This is a genomic window from Lentzea sp. NPDC092896 (assembly GCF_044754905.1).
Lineage (GTDB): Bacteria > Actinomycetota > Actinomycetes > Mycobacteriales > Pseudonocardiaceae > Lentzea.
This window is the reverse complement of the sequence record NZ_JBIVPX010000011.1, coordinates 113,313-132,429: the sequence shown is the minus strand read 5'-3', so window position 1 is coordinate 132,429 and position 19,117 is coordinate 113,313. Positions and strand designations below refer to the sequence as shown.

Here is a 19,117-nt window from a genome sequence, read left to right as displayed (position 1 = left end):
ACACAAAAGAGTGTCACTCGTCCTGAACACCCCCTTTTGGTTGGTTCGGTACCTCCAGACGGCCCTACGCTGATTGCGTCGCAGAGGGGTGTCGGGATGGACGAACTGCCGGGCAAGCATCGTCTCGACGACGGGGTCGCGCTGCCGCCGGAGATGCAGCCGCGGCCCGTCGTCGGGGGCGACCGCATCCCGCTGCCGCGCCGCCGCCAGATCGACCCGCTGCAGGACACCGACGGGCTGCGCAAGTTCAACATCGGGCTGGTGCCCGCCTCGGTCACGCCGCCGCGCACCTGGAAGCGCGCGGCCTGGTTCGCCGTCGTCTCGTCGGTGCTCGTGCTGGTCGGCCTGAGCGTCGCCGCGGCCAAGCTGGTCGGCGGCGGTGGCGCCACCGAGACGGTCGGGCTGCCCGGTTACCCGTCGGACGTGCCGCTCATCTCCCAGCTGCCCACCGGCGGCACCACGCCGTCCGCCACCACGGGCACCGCGCCGTCGGCCGCGAAGACCGGGAAGGGCGCCCCCGTGCCGGGCACGGGCTCCAGCGCGCCCGCCACGAGCGGCCAGGCCTCCGCGCCGAACCCCAAGCCGTCCGGGACGGCCCCGCCGGTCATCACGACCGTGCCGGTCACCCAGGCCCCCGTGGTCGACGGCGGCAAGATCGCCCAGCAGACCGAGACCTTCTACCGCGCGATGGCGACGAACGCGGACACCGCGCTCGCCATGACCACGGACACCGTGCGCTCGAACGCCGACGCGTTGCTGGAGGGCAGGCTCGCCGACATCTCACTGATCGAGGTCAAGGAGATCGCGGTCGACCCGAGCAAGGGCCTCACCGTCAGCCTGCTGCAGGTGACGAAGAAGGACGGCTCGGTCAGCACCGAGAAGCGCGAGCTCAGCTTCACGCTCGGCGACCTGCCGCTGATCAACAGTGAACGGTTGAAGGCCGGCGGCTGAAGTGGCTAAAGGTCACGGCCGGAGCTACCGAACGTAGTAGGTAGCACCTTCGAGCGAATCCTGAGCGCCGCTGGCCGCCACGAACGAGTGAAGTTCACCAGGACACTGGCATCTTCACGCGTGGCCACGGTACGTCTTCAGTCGAACACGGACAGTACGGAGGACCAGAGCAGTGCAGCGTCCCGCGGCGACGACCGGACGGCGGCACACCCGCGCCGGCTCGATCAGCGTGGCCGAGCTGATCAAGCAGCAGCCGACCCCGATGCGCATCCTGTCGAACGAGGAAGCCGCCACCGACGCTCTCGTCACCTCCCTGCTCGGCCCGACCGAGAACATGACCGCGACGACGACCGTGATCCCGGTCGTGCCCGGTCGCCGCCGCCGCACGAAGTCGGGCACCCTCGCCAGGGCCGCCGGCCTGCTGACCGGCGCGATCGTGCTGGTCTCCTCGATCGCGGGCGCGGCGGTCCTCGCGAACAAGCGCCCCGCCAACAACGGCGTCCCGGTCACCGAACGGCCCGTCGCGCTGTCCGGGTCGAGCGCGCTGCGCCCGGACGTCCTGTCCGCCCAGCTGCCGAACGAACACGCGCCGGTGCAGACCACCGCCGTGCCGATGCCGCAGCCGTCCGCGCTGCTGCTGCAGACGGCCGACCCCGAACCGTCCACGCCCGAGGTCTCGGTCGGTCCTCAGCCGCAGGTGGACGTGGTGAAGAGGTTCTACGAGCTGCTCACGACCAAGCCTGCTTCAGCGGCCAAGCTGCTCTCGCCGGAACTGGTCGGCGCGAACCCCGCGGAGTTCGTGAAGTCCTGGGGCAGGGTCAAGACGGTGAACGTCGACCAGACGTCGGTGCGGCCGGACGGATCGGTGCTCGCGGTCGTCTCCATGCAGGAGGTGGACGGCAGCTGGCTGCGCATCGAGCAGCTCTTCTGGCTCACCAGCACGAGCCAGCCGCGCATCGTCGGCACCGAGGTCCTTTCGGCGCAGCGCAGCTAGGTCGCGAACTTAGGTCGCACCCAACTGATTCGCCGTTCGCAGTCGAACGGTGACCGCTCGTCGCGAAAACCTAGGTTTGATCGTGAAAATTCCCCCATAGGGGTTACATCTCCGGTCACGATTCGGTATCCATATCCCCGCCAGTGCGCGTACGCGAACTTGGAAGGGTGAACGAGCGGTGTCGATTGAGGACCATCGTCGGCGGTTGACCGGGTCGGCTGAGTCGACCGGCCAGCTGTCCGTCGCCGAGCTGATCGCCCGCCGCGAGGCGGAAACCGTGGAGATCCCGGTGATCACCGCCGACATGCTCGCCGACGACGTCACCCCCGAGTCGTTCGAGCCGACCGTCAAGTTCAAGCCGGTCAAGGCTCCTGGCGGCAAGAAGAAGCAGCCCATGAAGGAGCTGCACATCACGGAGCTGCTGCGCCGTGAAGGCCTCGCCGACGACACCCACCGCGGCGGGTTCACCGTCGGCAAGCTGGCCGCGGCGGCCAGCGGTGGCGTGATCATCTGCGGTTCGGTCGCGTTCGCCGCCTCCTCCTGGCTGTCCTCACCGGACGAGCGCCCGCTCGCCGAGGTGCGGTTCGACGAGCGCGCCCAGGCCCGTGGCGCCAGCTCCGGCACCGAAGGCGTCGTGAAGCTGCCGTCGAACAAGACGCAGCAGGCCGACGCCACCGAGACCCAGCAGGCCGACCCGACGACCACGAGCCCGACCAGGCGCGTCGAGCCGAACACGCAGGTCAAGCAGCAGCCGACGCAGCAGACCCAGCAGCCGACGCAGCAGCCCACGTCCGAGACCTCGACGCAGACCACGCCGCCGTCGTCGTCCACTGAGACCAGCCAGCCGAGCACGCCGCCGTCGAGTGAGACCCCTCCGCCGCCGCCGAGCTCCTCCACGGCCACCCCGCCGAGCAGCAGCAACAGCACGCCTCCCACCTCCCAGAACCCGCTGCCGCCGCCGTCCAACCCGGTCGACGTGAGCGTGGACCTCGGCATCCTCGACCCGGTGCTGAACACCGTGGGCGACGTCGTCGGCGGATTCGACTTCTTCGCCCCGGCGAACTGACGTACGACACGTAGCTTCAGCGGCCGCCCTCGACAGGTACCCTGTGCGGGCATTCCGGACGACCCGCTGACTACCGCACGAGGAGCACGAGCGTGGGATCTGCTGCCGCAGCCGCAGTCACGCCTTCGAGCACCCCTGAGGTGAGCCCGTGACGACGTCCGGCACCTCGGACGGCCGTCTGATCGCCGACCGGTACCGCTTCCTCGACCGCATCGGCTCCGGCGCGATGGGCATCGTCTGGCGAGCCCACGACGAACGCCTCGGCCGCGAGGTGGCGATCAAGCAGTTGCTGCTGGCTCCCGGTCTCGACGAGGCCGAACAGGACGAGGCCATCCAGCGCGCCATGCGCGAGGGCCGCATCGCCGCCAAGCTGCACCACCCGAACGCCATCGCCGTGTACGACGTCGTCGAGGAAGACGGCGTCCCGTGCCTGGTCATGGAGTACCTGCCGTCCTACAGCCTCGCGGACGCGCTGGCCGAGGGCGGGCCGATGGACCCGATCGAGGTCGCCAGCATCGGCTCCCAGTGCGCGGCGGCGCTGGCCGCGGCCCACGCGGCGGGGATCGTGCACCGCGACGTGAAGCCCGGCAACGTGCTGATCGCCGAGAACGGCGTCGTCAAGATCACCGACTTCGGCATCTCGCGCGCCTCCGACGACATCACGGTCACCAAGACCGGCCTGATCGCCGGCACGCCCGCGTACCTCGCGCCGGAGATCGCGCGGGGCCAGGACCCGACGCCGGCCTCCGACGTCTACTCGCTCGGCTCGACGCTGTTCGCCGCGATGGAGGGCGAGCCGCCCTACGGAGTGAGCGAGAACACTCTCGGTGTTCTGCACGCCGTCGCGGCCGGGCGGATCAACCCGCCGACCGTCGACCACCCGCTCTCCGACACGCTGCTGTACCTGCTGAACTTCGAACCGGACGACAGGCCGACCATGGCCCAGGCGCGCGAGGTGCTCAACGCCGTCGCGCACGGCCGTTCGCCGTCGTTCAGCGGCCTGGCGGTGACCGCCGGGCCCGACCCGACGACGATCGTGGAACCCGATCGGACTCGCGTGGTCCGGCCGGTGGCCCGGACCGTTCCACCACGCACCGCGCCGCCGATGGCTCCCGCCAGGGGTCAGGACAACCGGCCGCTGGTGATCGCCGCGGTGGTGCTGGCGTTGTTGCTGGTCATCGGTGGTTTGATGGTCGCGCTCGGGGTCTTCAACAAGGACCCGCAAAACCCGTCAGCGCCTCCGGCGAGCAGTTCACAGACGGTGGAGCCGACGAGTTCGTTGCCCGAGGTGACCACAACCACGCCCGAGGCAACGACAACGCAGCAAACGACGTCTAGCACTACGACGACCACCACTACGACCACCACGACGACCACCACGACGACTACGACGACGACTACCACTACAACGACGACTACTCCGAAGCCGTCGTCCTCGGTTCCTGTCGTAACAACTACGACGGTGCCGCCGCCCGGACAGGGGCAGTAGGGCTAAGCATCATTACGTCGTTGAAATCTCGTAAGGTGGGTACCCGCACCGATGGGTGATCTGAACCCGAAGGTGTGATCAGCCGTTGAACAGAGAGCAAGTGACCGCACAGCGGGGAGCAACTGTGACCGACGATGGCCGATTGGTCGCTGGTCGCTACCGATTGAGCCAGCGGATCGGCAGCGGCGCCATGGGCGTCGTTTGGACGGCACTTGATGAACGCCTGCACCGCACAGTCGCGGTCAAGCAACTCCTCCTGCAGCCTGGACTAGCCGAAGCTGACACGGACGAGGCCAAGAGACGTGCCATGCGCGAGGGCCGTATCGCCGCGCGCCTGCAACACCCCCACGCCGTCGCTGTCTACGACGTCGCCGAGGACGACAGCCAGCCGTGGCTGATCATGGAGTACCTGCCGTCGAAGAGCCTGTCCGCGGTGCTCTCCGAACGCGGCACGCTCCCACCGCGCGACGTGGCGTCGATCGGCATGCAGGTCGCGTCCGCACTGGCGGCCGCGCACAACGCCGGCATCGTGCACCGCGACATCAAGCCCGGCAACGTGCTGCTCGGCGACGACGGCACGGTCAAGATCACCGACTTCGGCATCTCCCGCGCGACCGGTGACGTCACGGTCACCGCGACGGGCATGCTCGCGGGCACCCCCGCCTACCTCGCGCCCGAGGTGGCCAAGGGCTACGACCCGGGCTCGCCGTCCGACGTGTTCTCGCTGGGCTCGACGCTGTACGCCGCGATCGAGGGCGAGCCGCCGTTCGGCCTGAGCGAGAACACCATCGCGCTGCTGCACAAGGTCGCGTCCGGCAAGGTCAACCCGCCGCGCAACGCGGGGCCGCTGACCGCGCTGCTGATGCGCCTGCTGCGAGCGGAGCCGGAAGACCGCCCGACCATGGCCGAGGCCCGCGACGCGCTCGCCGCCGTCGCGAACGGCCAGGCCGCCCCCGCCTTCACCCCCGCCGTGGTCGCACCGACCCACCCGCCGTCGTGGCGCGGTGTGCCGGTGCAGCAGCCGCAGCAGCAGGCCGCCACGCGGGCCCTGACGCCGCCGCACGGGCAGCAGCAGGCACCGCCGCCGCCCAACGCGACGCGGGTGGACATGCACACGCCGCCGCCGCGCACCGCGCAGCAGCAGCAACCGTCGAACCACCGCCCGGCCGCCGCGCCGCAGTACTCGCAGCGCCCGAGGCCGGCAGCGCAGTCCTCGTCGTCGAAGAGCAAGAAGTCGACGATCTACACCGCACTCGCCATCGTGGCGGCGGCGGTCGTGGGCATCATGTTCGCGAGCATGCTGTCGAACGGCGGCGACGGCGGGAACGACAACAACGCGGGCGCGAACACCTCGACGCAGCAGACGCAGGACGCCGGCCAGACGAAGCAGTCGACGCCGCCGAAGTCCGCGGGCAAGGCCGGTCAGTGGACGAGCCAGCCCACTCCTGACGACATGCGGTCGTTCCTGAACGACTACTTCGGCCACGCTCCGGCCTCACCCGAGGACGCGTGGAAGATGGGCAACGCGAACTTCCAGGGCAGCTACCCCGGCGGTTACGGCGGCTTCCAGGACTACTGGTCCGGGTTCAAGCAGGCCAAGGTCGTCGACGCCCAGGAAAAAGAAGGCTTCTACTGGGAAGTCGTCGTCGAGTACACCAAGAAGAACGGCGACAAGGCCACGGAGCGACGCGGTATCTCGTTCCAGTGGGCAAGCCCGAACTTCCTGCTTTCGAGCGACAAGTCGCTCGGCTCCTACTGATCGCGACAGCCCTGGTCAGGAGGCCCGTGCGGCCTCTCCAGGGCTTCCGCGAGAGTGAGCACAGCAGGGTTCCACGCGGCATCTTCGCGGTAGACCACGTGAATGTGCCGAACGGGTTCGGGATTGCGCACCTTGCGCAGAACAACGCCGGGGTGCGCATATCCCAGGCCGAGCCGGGGAATGATCGTGACGCCCAGTCCGGCCGCCACGAATCCTTGCGCGGTCGCGTAGTCGTCACTTTCCACGGCCACCTGCGGCGAGAATCCGGCGCCCGCGCAGGCATTGCCCACGAGGTCCGCGCACGGGCCGGAGGCGCCGCAGTCCACGTCGATCCACGGCTCGTCGGCCAGTTCGCCGAGATCGAGCACGCGCTTGCGGGCCAGGGCGTGGCCACGTGGGAGGACGGCGTAGAACGGGTCGGCGAGCAGGTGCCGCGCGACCATGCCCTCCGGCGCGGGCGCGTCGGGTTCGAGGACGGTGATCGCCACGTCCGCGCGGCCCGCCGCCAGTTCGACGAACGGGTCGGTCGGCTCGGTCAGCTTCAGGTCGAGCTCCACGCCCGAGCGCTCGGCCCGGAACGTCGCCACCGCGGGCGGCACGAGCGCCGCTCCGGCCGTGGCGAAGTAGCGGACGCGCAAGGTGCCGGCGCAGCCGTTGCGCAACGCCGTCAGGGCGCTCTCGGCCTCGGCCAGTTGCTCGGCGAGGCGACCTGCGTGCTCGGTGAGCAGGCGCCCGGCCGCGGTGGGGCGTACTCCCCTGCCGACGCGTTCCAGCAGCGGCAGTCCCGCCTGCTTCTCCAGGCCCGCGACCTGCTGTGAGATGGCGGACGGGGTGTAGCCGAGGTTGGTCGCGGCCGCGGTGATGGAACCCGTGCTCACGACGGCCCTGAGCACCTGCATTCGTCGCACGTCCAACATGCCTCGACCTTACAGCGCTGCTTAAAGGTTCAGCACAACAATTAAATTGTTATTAGGTGTCGGCGGGCGCATGGTTGACACGTGAACCAACGCGGAACGTTGATCAGGATGGGCGTGCTCGCCCTGCTGTGGGGATCCAGCTTCCTGTGGATGAAGCTCGCGCTCGGGAGTCTCGCGCCACTGCAGATCTCGCTCGTGCGGACGTTCTTCGGGGCGCTCGTGCTGTTCGTCGTGCTCGCGCTGGCGAAGATGAGCCTGCCGCGTGACCGCAGGATCTGGGGTCACATGCTCTTCGTGGCCCTGTTCGGCAGCGCCATCCCGTTCACGCTGTTCGCGTTCGGCGGCCAGACCGTCGACTCGGGCGTCTCCGGGGTGCTCAACTCCACGACTCCGCTGTTCGCACTGGCCATCGGCCTCGTGCTCGGTTCGGAGAAGATCACCAACGTGGTCCGCATGCTCGGACTGGCGCTCGGCTTCGCGGGCGTTCTGGTGATCTTCGCGCCGTGGCAGTCGGCCAACAGCATCGCGAGCTGGGGCGCGGTGCTCTGCCTCATCGGCGCCGCGAGCTACGCGATCGGCTACTCCTACGCCGGCCGCTACCTGGTCAACACGGGCGCCACCTCGACGCAGCTCGCCGCCATGCAGCTGACCACCGCGATGGGAATGCTGATCCTGGCGACGCCGTTCGGCGGCCTGCAGCCGCTGCACCTGCACTGGGTCGGCGTCGCCGCCGTGATGATCCTCGGTGTCTTCGGCACCGGCGTCGCGTTCATCCTCAACTACCGCGTCATCGCCGACGAGGGCGCCACGACGGCAACTACCGTCGGTTACCTTCTGCCCGTCGTCTCGGTACTCCTTGGAGCGATCTTCCTCGGAGAGCAACTCAACGCAAGGGTCGTAGTCGGCATGCTGGTGGTTCTCCTGGGCGTCGCGCTGACCCGGAGGAAGCCCGTCGCGGCAGGTCAGACCATCTCACCAAACGAGACACGCGACCTGGTCAAACGCTGAAGGGTGAGACGCACGTCTCCCCCAATAGGATGGTTCCGAGACGAATCGCGTCCTTAACGGGCTGGTTGGCCGTCTCCTCTTTGTGAGCGGACATGGAGACCAGCCTGGGAAGGACATCGACATGAACAACGAGAACCTGAAGGTCACCACCCGGACGACTTTTCAGCTCTTGGCACCCGGAGCCGCGCCGGCGCCGGTCGAGGCCGAACTCGTCTACGACCCCGAGGACCCCTACGCGGTCGCGGTCATCTTCTTCACGGGCTCCGGCCGCGTCGAGTGGATGTTCGCCCGCGACCTGCTGGCCGACGGTCTGCTGACGCCGTCCGGCGAGGGCGACATCCTCGTCCGGCCCGCGTCCGACGACCCGGAGCGCGTCCTGGTCGAGCTGAACGCGCCGACCGGGTTCGCCATCCTCAGCGCCGTCGCCGAGGACGTGGCGGAGTTCCTGGACAGCTCCTACGACGTCGTGCAGCCGGGCGAGGAGGACCTGTGGATCGACTTCGACCGTGAGCTGCAGAAGCTGGTCTCGACGATCGACTAGTCCCCTGGCGAGGTTCCGGGGTGGTTCTACGGGCGCGGGACGAGGTGCCGGCACGCGGGGCAGCGTTGCCGACCAGCTCGTCACCGGAGACCACCGGGAACGGCGCCGTGCGACGTCGTGGGCAGCGACGAACGCACGTCTCGACAGGCTGAGCAGGTCACAGAGGCAGACAGTCCCCACCGGTGACTTCGGCTCGGCGCACAGCACTTCACCGATCTTCGACGGGCAGACCGGATCATTCGATGCTCGTCTGCGCGATTGATTAGTCTCAGGGTGTGACAACCATCGGGGGCCGCTACACGCTGCTGGAGCGCATCGGCAGCGGGGCGATGGGGGTGGTCTGGCGGGCACGGGACGAGGTGCTGGCCCGCGAAGTCGCGGTCAAGGAGCTCATCACCGGCGATCACCAGCGCGCGATGCGGGAAGCCCGCAACGCCGCGCGGCTGCACCACCAGCACGCGATCGCGGTGTTCGACGTCGTGGGCAGCGACGACGAAGAGCCGTGGATCGTCATGGAGTACCTGCCGTCGCACAGCCTCTCGGCGCTGATCGCCGAGCGCGGGCCGCTCAAGCCGGCCCAGGCCGCGAGCATCGGCGGCAAGGTCGCCTCGGCACTGGCCGCGGCGCACGCCGCCGGACTGGTCCACCGCGACGTCAAGCCCGGCAACGTCCTGATCGGCCACGACGGCACGGTCAAGCTCACCGACTTCGGCATCTCCAAGGCGACCGGCGACGGCACGATGACCGACACCGGCATGATCTCGGGCACCCCCGCCTACCTCGCACCCGAGGTGGCGCGCGGCGAGCAGCCCGGCGAGGCGTCCGACGTGTTCTCGCTCGGCGCCACGATCTACACGGCCATCGAGGGCGAGTCGGTCTTCGGGCCCAGCGACAACAGCTTCGGCCTGCTCTACCGCGCCGCCAGCGGCCAGCTCCGCGATCCCAAGAACGCGGGCGAGCTCACCCCGTTGCTGCTGCGGCTGCTCTCGCAGGACCCAGAGGACCGGCCGAGCATGCAGGAGGCCGCCGACCTGCTGGCCTCCGAGCCGCAGCCGTCGCAGCCGCTGGAGATCCCGCGGCCACAACGCAGGCTCAAGGCGCCGAACCGCCGGATCCTGGTGATCCTCGCGGTCATCGCGGTGCTGGCGATCGGCGGTGGCGCGGCGGCCGCGTACTGGGGCGGCACCGGCAACGGCACCACCCCGGTCAACCAGGCGGACTTCACCCAGCAGCAACCGGTCTACTACTCAGCGGACCAGGCGAACGGCTTCGTGCAGGACCACTACCGCCTGCTGCCGAACAACGCGGAAACGGCGTGGCGGAACCTCTACGGCTCGGCCGCCGAACCGCAGGCGGACTACCTGCAGCGCTGGAGCACCTACTCGAGCGTCACCATCGCGGGACCCGGGACGGTGCGGTCGGAGGGCCGGAACTGGGTGGTCAACATCGGCCTCGTGACCACCAGGAACGGCGTCACCGAGAACGGTGTCTACGACATCGAGGTCGCCGCGGTCGACAACCAGATGAAGATCGTCAGCACCAAGCGCGTCAGCTGAGCAGCCAGAAGCTGCCGCCACCGACGACCACGCCCATGACCGACCCGGCCAGCACCTGCGCCGTCGTGTGATCACCCAGCTCGACGCGGGACCACGCCACCAGGGCGGCGGGCAGCGCGAGAAGCAGCCACCACGGCCCGTAGACGATCGCCAGCGTCACCACCGCGGCCCACGCCACGGCGGCGTGCAGCGAGATCTTCCACTTCATGCCGAACGTGATCGCCATGCTGACGACCAGCGAGGCGAACATGCTGCCCGCCAGCGCGAGCATGTTCCGGGGCGCGTCGCCCAGGACCATGATCACCGTGCCGGCGGCCAGCGACGCTCCCGCCGTGACCAGCGGAACGAGCCTGCCCTCGCGGTTCGTGACGTGGTGGCCGTCCCACTTGCCCTTGCGCGCGCCACGCACGATGACGGCCATGGGGATGACGGACGCCGTCACGGCGACCACGAACCCCCACAGCAGCGTCATCCAGATGTTCTCCGTCGCGGCTGCAACGCCGAACGGCAGCAAAATCACCCAGACCCACGGCGCCAGCACCTCGGTGGCACCGCGGGCGACCTTCTTGATCAATGTCCCCTCAGACCAGTCTGCGATCAGTGGCCCAGCGGGAGAGCTCGTACCGGTTGGAGAGCTGGGTCTTCCGCAGGACGCTCGACACGTGCGTCTCCACCGTTTTCACGCTGATGAAGAGCTCGGACGCGATCTCCTTGTAAGCGTAACCACGCGCCAGCAGCCGCAGGACGTCGCGTTCGCGCGGCGTCAGCAGGTCGAGTTCGGGGTCGCTGATCGGCGCGGCACCAGGCCGGTCGGCGAACGCGTCCAGCACGAACCCCGCCAGCCGCGGCGAGAACACCGCGTCCCCCTCCGACACCCGCACGACGGCCCTGACCAGCTCCTGGCTGGAGATCGTCTTCGTCACGTAGCCACGCGCACCGGCGCGGATGACGTTGATGACGTCCTCGGCCGCGTCGGAGACCGACAGGGCGAGGAACGTGACCTCGGGGATCTTGGTGCGGATCTGCCGCAGCACCTCGGCGCCGCCGCCGTCGGGCATGTGCACGTCCAGCAGCACGACGTCCGGCTTGTGGTGCGCGATGCCGGCCACCGCCTCACCGACGCTGCCGGCCTCGCCGACCACGTCCACCTCGTCGGTGATGGTGTCGAGCTCCGCCTTGACCCCTGCGCGGAACAACGCGTGGTCGTCCACCAGGAACACCCTGACGCTCATGTCCTGGCCTCCGTCTTCCTCGGCATCTCGAGCTGCACCTCGGTCCCCTCTCCCGGAGCCGTGCGCAGTCGCACCTCCCCGCCGTGCCTCGTCATTCTCCCCCTGATGCTGCCCGCCAGGCCATGCCGGTCGTCCGGAACCGCGTCGGGGTCGAAACCCTTGCCCCGGTCGCGCACGAACACCGTGACCTTCTCCGGCTCGACCTCGGCGTAGACGCTGACCTCGGCCACCCCCGCGTGCTTGGCCGCGTTGACCATCGCCTCCTTCGACGCCTGGACCAGCGCGAACATCCCGTCCTCCAGTTCGGCGTCCCCGACGACGACCTGCGAGACGGCGATGGCGAAGCCGTCCTCGACCTCCGCGCACACCTGGGCGATCGCGACGCTGATGGAATGCGGCTGCTCGCCCACCTCACGGCCGTAGAGCCAGCCGCGCAGCTCGCGTTCCTGGCTGCGGGCCAGGCGCTTGACCTCGCGCGGCGACTCCGACTGCTTCTGGATCAGGGCAAGCGTTTGCAGCACGGAGTCGTGCAGGTGGGCGGCGATCTCGGCGCGTTCCTCGGTGCGGATGCGCGCACGGCGTTCCGAGTCGAGGTCGCGCACCAGCCGCATCCACAGCGGCACGGTCAGCACCGCGACACCGATCAACGTGGCCAGCACGGAGAGGATGACGGTCGAGAGGTTCTGGACGGTGTCGTTCACCACGAGGAACGCGGCGACCCCCGCCACGACCAGCGCGCCTCCCGCGACCGTCCGCACGATCCCCGTCTTCCCCTGCGCGAACGCCCCGTCCTTCCAGCGGCGTCGCTGCGCCTCGTCCGCCTCGCGCCACACGACCGCGGCGCCCACGAGTGCCACGGCGATCGGACCGGTGATCCAGCCGCTCCACGTCCCGCCGATCAGGCCGGTGAAGACCGCGACACCGACGCCGAGGGCCGCGAGGCCGACGGCCTGCTGCCACTCCTTGCGGTCCTTGTCGGTCTCCGGTTCCGCCACCGCGGACTGCGGCACGAACATCCAGAGCAACGCGTAGGCGATGATCCCGACCCCGCTGAACGCGGCGAACACGGCGAAGATCGCGCGCACCCAGAAGACGGGTGCGCCGAGATGGTCGGCCAGTCCGCTCGCGACGCCCGCGACCACCCGGCCGGTGCGTCGACGGCGCATCGGCTCAATGCGTGCACTCACCATCCGATCGTCACACGTCCCGGCGAGTTGTTCATCAGGGATGACCCCGGTTCCGTGAATCAGGGCTGGTCCCTGATGTGGTTCCAGGCGTGACAGCGCAACCTTGTCATCGTGAGCGGGACTGAGAAGGCGATGCAGGGCGTGGCGGACACGCTCAGAGAGTTCTGGGCCCACCGTCCGGTGCGGCCCCGTGCAGGACGCAAAGCCGGCGGCGTGGCCACCGGAATCGCCCTGCGCTTCCAGATCGACCCGGTGATCGTCCGGATCGCGTTCGTCGCACTCGCGTTGTCGGGTGGCGTGGGCGTTCCGCTGTACCTCGCGGGCTGGCTGCTGCTGCCGGAGGAGGGCGACGCGGTCTCGCCGCTGGAGTCGTTGATCAACAAGGGCCACAGCTCGATGCCGCAGGCGCAGACGGTGCTGCTGGGCTTCCTGATGTTCCCCGCGCTCGCCTTCACGTTCGGGAGCGGCGGGTTCCAGGTCGTGGTGACGCTGGCCGCGGCGGTCGCGTGCGTCTACCTGCTGCAGAAGAACCGTGGGCACCTGCAGCCAGCAACGACGCTCGCCGACTCCGTGACACCCGTGACGCCACCGGTGCCGGGGGCACCGGCCTGGGACCCGCTGGGTGCCGCGCCGTTCGCGTGGGACCTGCCGGAACCGACGCCGAAGCCGCAGCCACCGGCCCCCAGGCCGCCTCGCGGACCGCGCATCGGCCTGATGACGCTGGGCGTGGCGACGCTGGTGGTCGCCGGTTCCGCGATCGCCGGTGCCTGGGCGCCGTGGTTCACGGTGCCGCACGTCATCGGCCTGGTGCTCGCGGTGCTGGCGGCGGGCCTGCTGATCGGGTCGTTCACCGGCGGCGGCCGAGGCCTGATCTGGCTGATGATCCCGCTGTCCGTGGTGGGCTTCGGCGTGACGGCGATCGACTTCGACGGCAGCCCGTCCAACCTGAGCAGCTACAACGAGAAGCCGAAGTCCGTGACCGACGTGCGCGACCGGTACGAGACGAGCGTGGGCAGCGTGCAGCTCGATCTCCGCGACCTGCCCGACTCCGGTTCGGTGAAGACCGCGATCGAGGTCGAGCTCGGCGAGGTGCAGGTGCGCGTGCCCAAGAACGCGGACGTGACGTACCGGTGCGAGGCGTCGTCCCTCGGCGAGATCGACTGCCTGGGCAAGCGTGCCGAGGGCAACAGCGTGGACGTCAGCGGTCGCGACCTCGGCGAGAACGGCGAGGGCGGCCTCCAGATCGAGCTCGACGTGCAGGCCAGCGTCGGAGAGGTGAAGGTGCTCCGTGACTGAGCAGGTGATGCGCAGGCGGATCGACCCGGTGACGCTGGTCTTCGGGATCGGCGGCGGGCTGATGGCGGCCTACGTGCTGAGCAACGGGTCGTTCTGGTTCGACTTCCGGTGGGCGCTGGGAGGGACGGCCATCGTGGTCGGACTGGTGCTGCTGACGAACTCGATCAGACGCAAGACCCGCGAATGAGAAAGGGCCCCGGTCAGCTGACCGGGGCCCCTTTCACGTCTCTACTCCCACTCGATGGTGCCCGGCGGCTTGGACGTCACGTCCAGCACCACGCGGTTGACCTCGGCCACCTCGTTGGTGATCCGGGTCGAGATCCGCTCCAGCACCTCGTACGGCAGGCGGGTCCAGTCCGCGGTCATCGCGTCCTCGGACGACACCGGGCGCAGCACGATCGGGTGGCCGTAGGTGCGGCCGTCGCCCTGCACGCCGACGCTGCGGACGTCCGCGAGCAGCACGACCGGGCACTGCCAGATCTGCCGGTCGAGACCGGCCAGGGTCAGTTCCTCGCGCGCGATGGCGTCGGCCTGGCGCAGCGTGTCGAGGCGGTCCTGGGTGACCTCGCCGATGATGCGGATGCCGAGGCCGGGGCCGGGGAACGGCTGGCGCTGCACGATCGTCTCCGGCAGGCCGAGCTCGGTGCCGACGCGGCGGACCTCGTCCTTGAACAGCGCGCGCAGGGGTTCGACCAGCTCGAACTGCAGGTCGTCCGGCAGGCCGCCGACGTTGTGGTGCGACTTGATGTTCGCGGTGCCCGCGCCGCCGCCGGACTCGACGACGTCCGGGTAGAGCGTGCCCTGGACGAGGAACTTGTAGTCGCCCTCGGCCTTGAGGTCGCGCTCGGCCTGCTCGAACACGCGGATGAACTCGCGGCCGATGATCTTGCGCTTCTCTTCGGGGTCCGTGACGCCGGCCAGGGCGTTGAGGAACCGCTCGCGCGCGTCGACGGTCACCAGGCGGATGCCCGTGGCGGCCACGTAGTCGCGCTCGACCTGGGCGCGCTCGCCGGAGCGCAGCAGGCCGTGGTCGACGAAGACGCACGTGAGGCGGTCGCCGATGGCCCGCTGGACCAGCGCGGCCGCGACGGCGGAGTCGACGCCGCCGGACAGGCCGCAGATCGCCTTGCCGTCACCGATCTGCTCGCGGATCCTGCTGACCTGCTCGTCCAGGATGGACGACGTCGTCCACTGCGGACGGATGCCCGCGATGTCGTGCAGGAACCGGCGCAGCACCTCCTGGCCGTGCGGCGAGTGGTGCACCTCGGGGTGGTACTGCACGCCGGCGAACCGGCGCTCCTTGTTCTCGAACGCGGCGACCGGCGCGCCCTCGCTGGTCGCGGTGACCGTGAAGCCCTCTGGAGCCTTGGTGACGGCGTCGCCGTGGCTCATCCACACCGGGTGGCTCGCGGGGAGCTCCTGGTGCAGCGCGCCGCCCTCGCTGGGCACGCTCAGGTCCGTGCGGCCGTACTCGCGGGTGCCCGTCTGTTCAACCGCGCCACCAAGCGCGCGCGCCATGGCCTGGAAGCCGTAGCAGATGCCGAAGACCGGGACGCCGGTCTCGAACAGCTTCGGGTCGACCTGCGGGGCGTTCTCCTCGTACACGCTCGACGGGCCACCGGACAGAACGATGGCCAGCGGGTTCTTGTCGAGGATCTCGCTCACGGTCGCGGTGTGCGGGACGACCTCGGAGTAGACCTGGGCCTCGCGGACGCGGCGGGCGATCAGCTGCGCGTACTGGGCGCCGAAGTCGACGACGAGAACAGGGCGGTTGCTGGTGTCGGACACGTCGCCAAGGATCTCATGCGTGAACGAGGAACTGCTGACCGGTGGCGGGCTGAACCAGGTGTTCAGGGTGGGTGACGCGGTGCGCAGGCCGGCCGGGCCGTGGGCTCCTCGGGTGCACGATTTGTTGCGGCGCTTGGCACCGCTGGGGATCGCGCCGGTTCCGCTCGGGCTCGACGCGGAGCACGAGCTGCTCAGCTACCTGCCCGGTGACGTTGGCCACGTGCCCCCTTCGAGCGACGCGACGTTGATCGAGTCGGCGCTGCTGCTGCGGCGGCTGCACGACGCGACGGCCACTCTCGTCGGCGAGCTGAACGGGTGGCAGTTCCCCGCCCGCGAACCCGTCGAGGTGGTGCTGCACGGTGATTTCGCGCCGTACAACATCGTGTTCCACGACGGGTCGCCGAAGGGCGTGTTCGACTGGGACGGCGCGCATCCGGGTCCGCGCTGGTGGGACGTCAGCTGGGCGATCATCCAGTTCGTGCTGGCACTGCCCGATGACCGCGAACGGCGCACCCGGCTGTTCTGCGAGACGTACGGGATCGAGTACGACCGCGAGCACGTGCTGATCCGGTTGGACGACATGATCCAAACGATTCGGGAGGATCCGAGGTTCGCACTTCAACGCGCAGAAGGGCATGTTGACCACTACTTGGATCTCAGCCGGTACGTGCAGGCCAGTAGGGCTTAACGTGATCCCCATGGACGCGTTCACACCGCAACCCAGGCCGTGCTGGGTCGCCGGCCGCCCCGAGCAGGGCGAGCAGGCGTTAGAGGTCCTCCACCCGTTCGACGGCACCGAGGTCGCCTCGGTGGCCGTACCGGGCAGAGATCAGGTGGAACGCGCGATCGCGGCGGCCGCGGCGGTCGCGAAGGAGTTCCGGCGAACACCCGCGCACGTGCGCGCCGAGGCACTGCTGCAGGTGTCGCGGACGCTGGCCGAACGCGCGGAGGAGATCGCCGAGACGATCACCGCCGAGAACGGCAAACCGCTGAAGTGGGCCGAGATCGAGGTCTCGCGCGCGGTCAACACGTTCCGCTTCGCCGCCGAGGAGGCGCGCCGGTTCACCGGTGGGCTGCAGCGGCTCGACACCGAGGCCGGTGGCGTGGGGCGGATGGCGATCGTCCGGCACGTGCCGCGCGGGCCGGTGCTGGCCGTGGCGCCGTTCAACTTCCCTCTGAACCTGGTGGCGCACAAGGTCGCGCCCGCGCTGGCGGTCGGTGCGCCGGTGATCGTGAAGCCCGCTTCCGCCACGCCGTTGAGCGCGTTGCTGCTGGGCGAGATCCTGGCCGAGACCGATCTGCCGGAGGGCGCGTTCTCGATCCTTCCCGTGCGCGGCAAGGACATGGACGTTCTCGTGCGCGACGAACGGCTGCCGGTGATCTCGTTCACCGGGTCCACGAAGGTCGGCTGGTCGCTGATGGAGGCCGCGCCGCGCAAGCACGTCGTGATGGAGCTGGGTTCCAACGCGGCGGCGATCATCTGTCCTGATTGGACGGACCTGGACCATGCGGCGCGGCGCATCGCGACGTTCGGCAACTACCAGGCCGGGCAGTCGTGCATCGCCGTGCAACGGGTGATCGTGGACCGCTCGAAGGCCGACGAGTTCGTGCCGAAACTCGTGGAAGCGGTGGGAGCGCTCAAGACCGGCGACCCGCACGACCCCGAGGTCGAGGTCGGGCCGTTGATCGACGAGGACAACGCCCGGCGCGTCGAGGAGTGGGTCAACATGGCCACCGACGTCGGCGCGAAGGTGCTGCTCGGCGGCAAGCGGACCGGGGCGACGGTCGAGCCGACCGTGCTGACGGACGTGCCGAAGTCCGCCAAGGTCTGGACCGAGGAGATCTTCGGACCGGTGCTCGTGGTGTCCGTGGCGGACGGCGTGGAGGACGCGTTCGCGCAGGCCAACGACTCCAAGTACGGGCTGCAGGCCGGGGTGTTCACCCGCGACGTGCAGGTGGCGTTCGAGGCCGCGGCCGAACTCGAGGTCGGCGGCGTGATCATCGGCGATGTCCCGTCCTACCGCGCGGACCAGATGCCCTACGGCGGTGTGAAGGGGTCGGGCACCGGGCGCGAGGGCGTCCGGTCGGCGATGGAGGACTTCACCGAGGAACGCGTGACCGTGCTGACGGGCATCCAGCTATAGGCCCTGCGGGAACGCCAGCACGCGATCGGGGTCGTACCTGTCCGCGACTTCCCTGAGTCGCGCGAGGTTGCGGCCGTAGTAGGCGGTCGGCCAGTCGGGCATCTCCGGGTCGATGTAGTTCACGTACCCGGTGGTGCCCGCGCCGAGCCCGTCGCGGACACCGGCGAGCAGCGCCCGTGCACGTGCCTCGGTCAGGTCGCCGAGGTGGACGAAGATCTGGACGCTCGCGGTGGCGTCGCGGTGCGGGAACGCGGTGGCGTCGGCCGCGATCCGTCCGATCACACCGCCGAACGAGTCGAACTGGATCATGAACGGCGGCTGCCCGTCCAGGAGCGCGGCGACCTTCGACCCCGGCACGGGCGCGTACAGCATCCGCGAAGACGCCACGTACGGTTCACCGGTTTCCGCAGGTCCCGCGTAGTGGCGCATCGCCTGCAGGTAGGTCATCTCCTCGACTTCGCGCTCAGCGGGCGGCATCCGGTCCAGCAGCCGGTGCAGGTCCTTCGCCGGTCCCACGTACGCGCCCCTGACGCTCGGCACCGACTTCGGGCCGGAGTCGACGCGCAGGCTCGTCCACAACTCGTCCGGCGCGTCCGCGATCCACTCCTGCCAAGCGTCGGCCACGTCCGCCGTGCCCTCGGGGTAGTCGAGGCCGAACACGGTCAGGCCCGGCGCGGGATCCGTGCGGAACGTGAACTCCGTGACGACGCCGAAGTTGCCGCCACCGCCGCCTTTCAACGCCCAGAGCAGGTCCGGCTCCTCCGAGGCCGTGCGCAGAACGCCGTCCGGGGTGACGATCCGCGCCTCGACGAGGTGGTCGCAGGTCAGGCCGTACTTGCGCGCGGTCACGCCGATGCCGCCGCCGAGCGCGAGTCCGCCGATGCCGACCGAGCGGCACGTGCCGGCGGGCAACGCCTGACCCGCGGCACCGAGCGCCTCGTAGACGTCGTACATCCGCGCCCCGCCGCCGATGACCGCTGTCCGGCCGTCGATCCGCACGTCCGACAACCCCGCGAGGTCGAGGACGAGGCCTCCGTCGGGCCACGAGTAGCCCGCGTAGCTGTGACCACCGCTGCGTGCGGCGACCGGAATGCGTTGGCGTGCTGCGCGTTCCAGGCCCGCCTGGACGTCCTCGACCCGTGCGCACCTCACCACCTCAAGCGGTTTTCGGTGCGCGTAAAGGGTGTTC

General features: G+C 69.6%; 18 protein-coding genes. 12 read left to right on the top strand and 6 right to left on the bottom strand.

All coding sequences use genetic code 11. From position 1 onward, the window contains the following. Nucleotides 1-96: 96 nt before the first annotated feature. From ACIQF0_RS39660 to ACIQF0_RS39640, 5 genes are all read left to right on the top strand, one after another. Nucleotides 97-951 carry a hypothetical protein gene (locus tag ACIQF0_RS39660; RefSeq protein ID WP_401038766.1) on the top strand — a complete coding sequence of 285 codons (855 nt, stop codon included), beginning with the start codon at nt 97-99 and terminating at the stop codon, nt 949-951. Between the two features lie 172 nt (nt 952-1,123). Then, nucleotides 1,124-1,945, top strand: a complete 822-nt coding sequence (locus tag ACIQF0_RS39655; RefSeq protein WP_401038764.1) for a hypothetical protein — start codon at nt 1,124-1,126, stop codon at nt 1,943-1,945. A gap of 205 nt (nt 1,946-2,150) precedes the next feature. Continuing rightward, nucleotides 2,151-3,011 (top strand): hypothetical protein, encoded by an 861-nt coding sequence (locus ACIQF0_RS39650; protein ID WP_401038762.1) that lies wholly within the window; start codon nt 2,151-2,153, stop codon nt 3,009-3,011. 148 nt (nt 3,012-3,159) lie between these two features. Then, on the top strand, nt 3,160-4,500 hold the full coding sequence (locus ACIQF0_RS39645) for a serine/threonine-protein kinase (RefSeq protein ID WP_401038760.1): 1,341 nt from the start codon (nt 3,160-3,162) through the stop codon (nt 4,498-4,500). A 190-nt stretch (nt 4,501-4,690) separates the two neighbouring features. Next, a complete protein-coding gene (locus tag ACIQF0_RS39640; protein ID WP_401038757.1) occupies nt 4,691-6,259 on the top strand; it encodes a protein kinase in 1,569 nt (522 codons plus the stop codon). Here the strand turns inward: ACIQF0_RS39640 and ACIQF0_RS39635 are convergent. Next, nucleotides 6,253-7,176, bottom strand: coding sequence for a LysR family transcriptional regulator (locus ACIQF0_RS39635; protein WP_401038755.1), 924 nt, complete (start codon nt 7,174-7,176; stop codon nt 6,253-6,255). The two genes, ACIQF0_RS39640 and ACIQF0_RS39635, sit on opposite strands and share 7 nt — an antisense overlap. Nucleotides 7,177-7,257: 81 nt before the next feature. Between ACIQF0_RS39635 and ACIQF0_RS39630 the strand changes: the two genes are divergently transcribed. The 3 genes from ACIQF0_RS39630 to ACIQF0_RS39620 all read left to right on the top strand — a co-directional run bounded on the left by ACIQF0_RS39630 (nt 7,258) and on the right by ACIQF0_RS39620 (nt 10,281). Continuing rightward, the gene (locus ACIQF0_RS39630; RefSeq protein WP_401038752.1) at nt 7,258-8,184 is read left to right on the top strand and encodes a DMT family transporter; all 927 of its coding nucleotides are present in this window, start codon (nt 7,258-7,260) and stop codon (nt 8,182-8,184) included. Between the two features lie 121 nt (nt 8,185-8,305). Beyond that, entirely contained in the window at nt 8,306-8,725 is a 420-nt protein-coding gene (locus ACIQF0_RS39625) for an SsgA family sporulation/cell division regulator (protein WP_093591358.1), read from the top strand. A 275-nt stretch (nt 8,726-9,000) separates the two neighbouring features. Beyond that, a complete protein-coding gene (locus ACIQF0_RS39620; RefSeq protein ID WP_401038748.1) occupies nt 9,001-10,281 on the top strand; it encodes a serine/threonine-protein kinase in 1,281 nt (426 codons plus the stop codon). Here ACIQF0_RS39620 and ACIQF0_RS39615 read toward each other — a convergent pair. Genes ACIQF0_RS39615 through ACIQF0_RS39605 form a run of 3 tightly spaced genes read right to left on the bottom strand, consistent with a single transcriptional unit; the run spans nt 10,274 to nt 12,703 of the window. Then, nucleotides 10,274-10,855: a hypothetical protein gene (locus ACIQF0_RS39615; protein ID WP_401038746.1), complete on the bottom strand. Its 582-nt coding sequence runs from the start codon at nt 10,853-10,855 to the stop codon at nt 10,274-10,276. The genes ACIQF0_RS39620 and ACIQF0_RS39615 overlap by 8 nt on opposite strands. Before the next feature lie 7 nt (nt 10,856-10,862). Further along, nucleotides 10,863-11,513: a response regulator transcription factor gene (locus ACIQF0_RS39610; RefSeq protein WP_090067146.1), complete on the bottom strand. Its 651-nt coding sequence runs from the start codon at nt 11,511-11,513 to the stop codon at nt 10,863-10,865. After that, a complete protein-coding gene (locus ACIQF0_RS39605) occupies nt 11,510-12,703 on the bottom strand; it encodes a PspC domain-containing protein (protein ID WP_401038742.1) in 1,194 nt (397 codons plus the stop codon). Before ACIQF0_RS39605 ends, ACIQF0_RS39610 begins: the two co-directional genes overlap by 4 nt. A gap of 108 nt (nt 12,704-12,811) precedes the next feature. Between ACIQF0_RS39605 and ACIQF0_RS39600 the strand changes: the two genes are divergently transcribed. Both ACIQF0_RS39600 and ACIQF0_RS39595 read left to right on the top strand, forming a co-directional pair. Further along, nucleotides 12,812-13,996 carry a PspC domain-containing protein gene (locus tag ACIQF0_RS39600; RefSeq protein ID WP_401038739.1) on the top strand — a complete coding sequence of 395 codons (1,185 nt, stop codon included), beginning with the start codon at nt 12,812-12,814 and terminating at the stop codon, nt 13,994-13,996. Beyond that, complete coding sequence (locus tag ACIQF0_RS39595) at nt 13,989-14,183, top strand: hypothetical protein (protein ID WP_360048264.1); 195 nt, start codon at nt 13,989-13,991, stop codon at nt 14,181-14,183. The genes ACIQF0_RS39600 and ACIQF0_RS39595 overlap by 8 nt, the downstream gene beginning before the upstream one ends. A 41-nt stretch (nt 14,184-14,224) precedes the next feature. Here ACIQF0_RS39595 and guaA read toward each other — a convergent pair whose 3' ends face one another. Beyond that, nucleotides 14,225-15,784: a glutamine-hydrolyzing GMP synthase gene (gene guaA, locus ACIQF0_RS39590; RefSeq protein WP_401038736.1), complete on the bottom strand. Its 1,560-nt coding sequence runs from the start codon at nt 15,782-15,784 to the stop codon at nt 14,225-14,227. A gap of 19 nt (nt 15,785-15,803) precedes the next feature. Here guaA and ACIQF0_RS39585 point away from each other — a divergent pair, with 19 nt between their 5' ends. Both ACIQF0_RS39585 and ACIQF0_RS39580 read left to right on the top strand, forming a co-directional pair. After that, nucleotides 15,804-16,472: a phosphotransferase family protein gene (locus tag ACIQF0_RS39585; protein ID WP_401038733.1), complete on the top strand. Its 669-nt coding sequence runs from the start codon at nt 15,804-15,806 to the stop codon at nt 16,470-16,472. Between the two features lie 10 nt (nt 16,473-16,482). After that, nucleotides 16,483-17,928, top strand: a complete 1,446-nt coding sequence (locus ACIQF0_RS39580) for an aldehyde dehydrogenase family protein (RefSeq protein WP_401038731.1) — start codon at nt 16,483-16,485, stop codon at nt 17,926-17,928. Here ACIQF0_RS39580 and ACIQF0_RS39575 read toward each other — a convergent pair. Then, nucleotides 17,923-19,080 (bottom strand): FAD-binding oxidoreductase, encoded by a 1,158-nt coding sequence (locus tag ACIQF0_RS39575; protein ID WP_401038728.1) that lies wholly within the window; start codon nt 19,078-19,080, stop codon nt 17,923-17,925. The genes ACIQF0_RS39580 and ACIQF0_RS39575 overlap by 6 nt on opposite strands. Between the last annotated feature and the right edge of the window lie 37 nt (nt 19,081-19,117).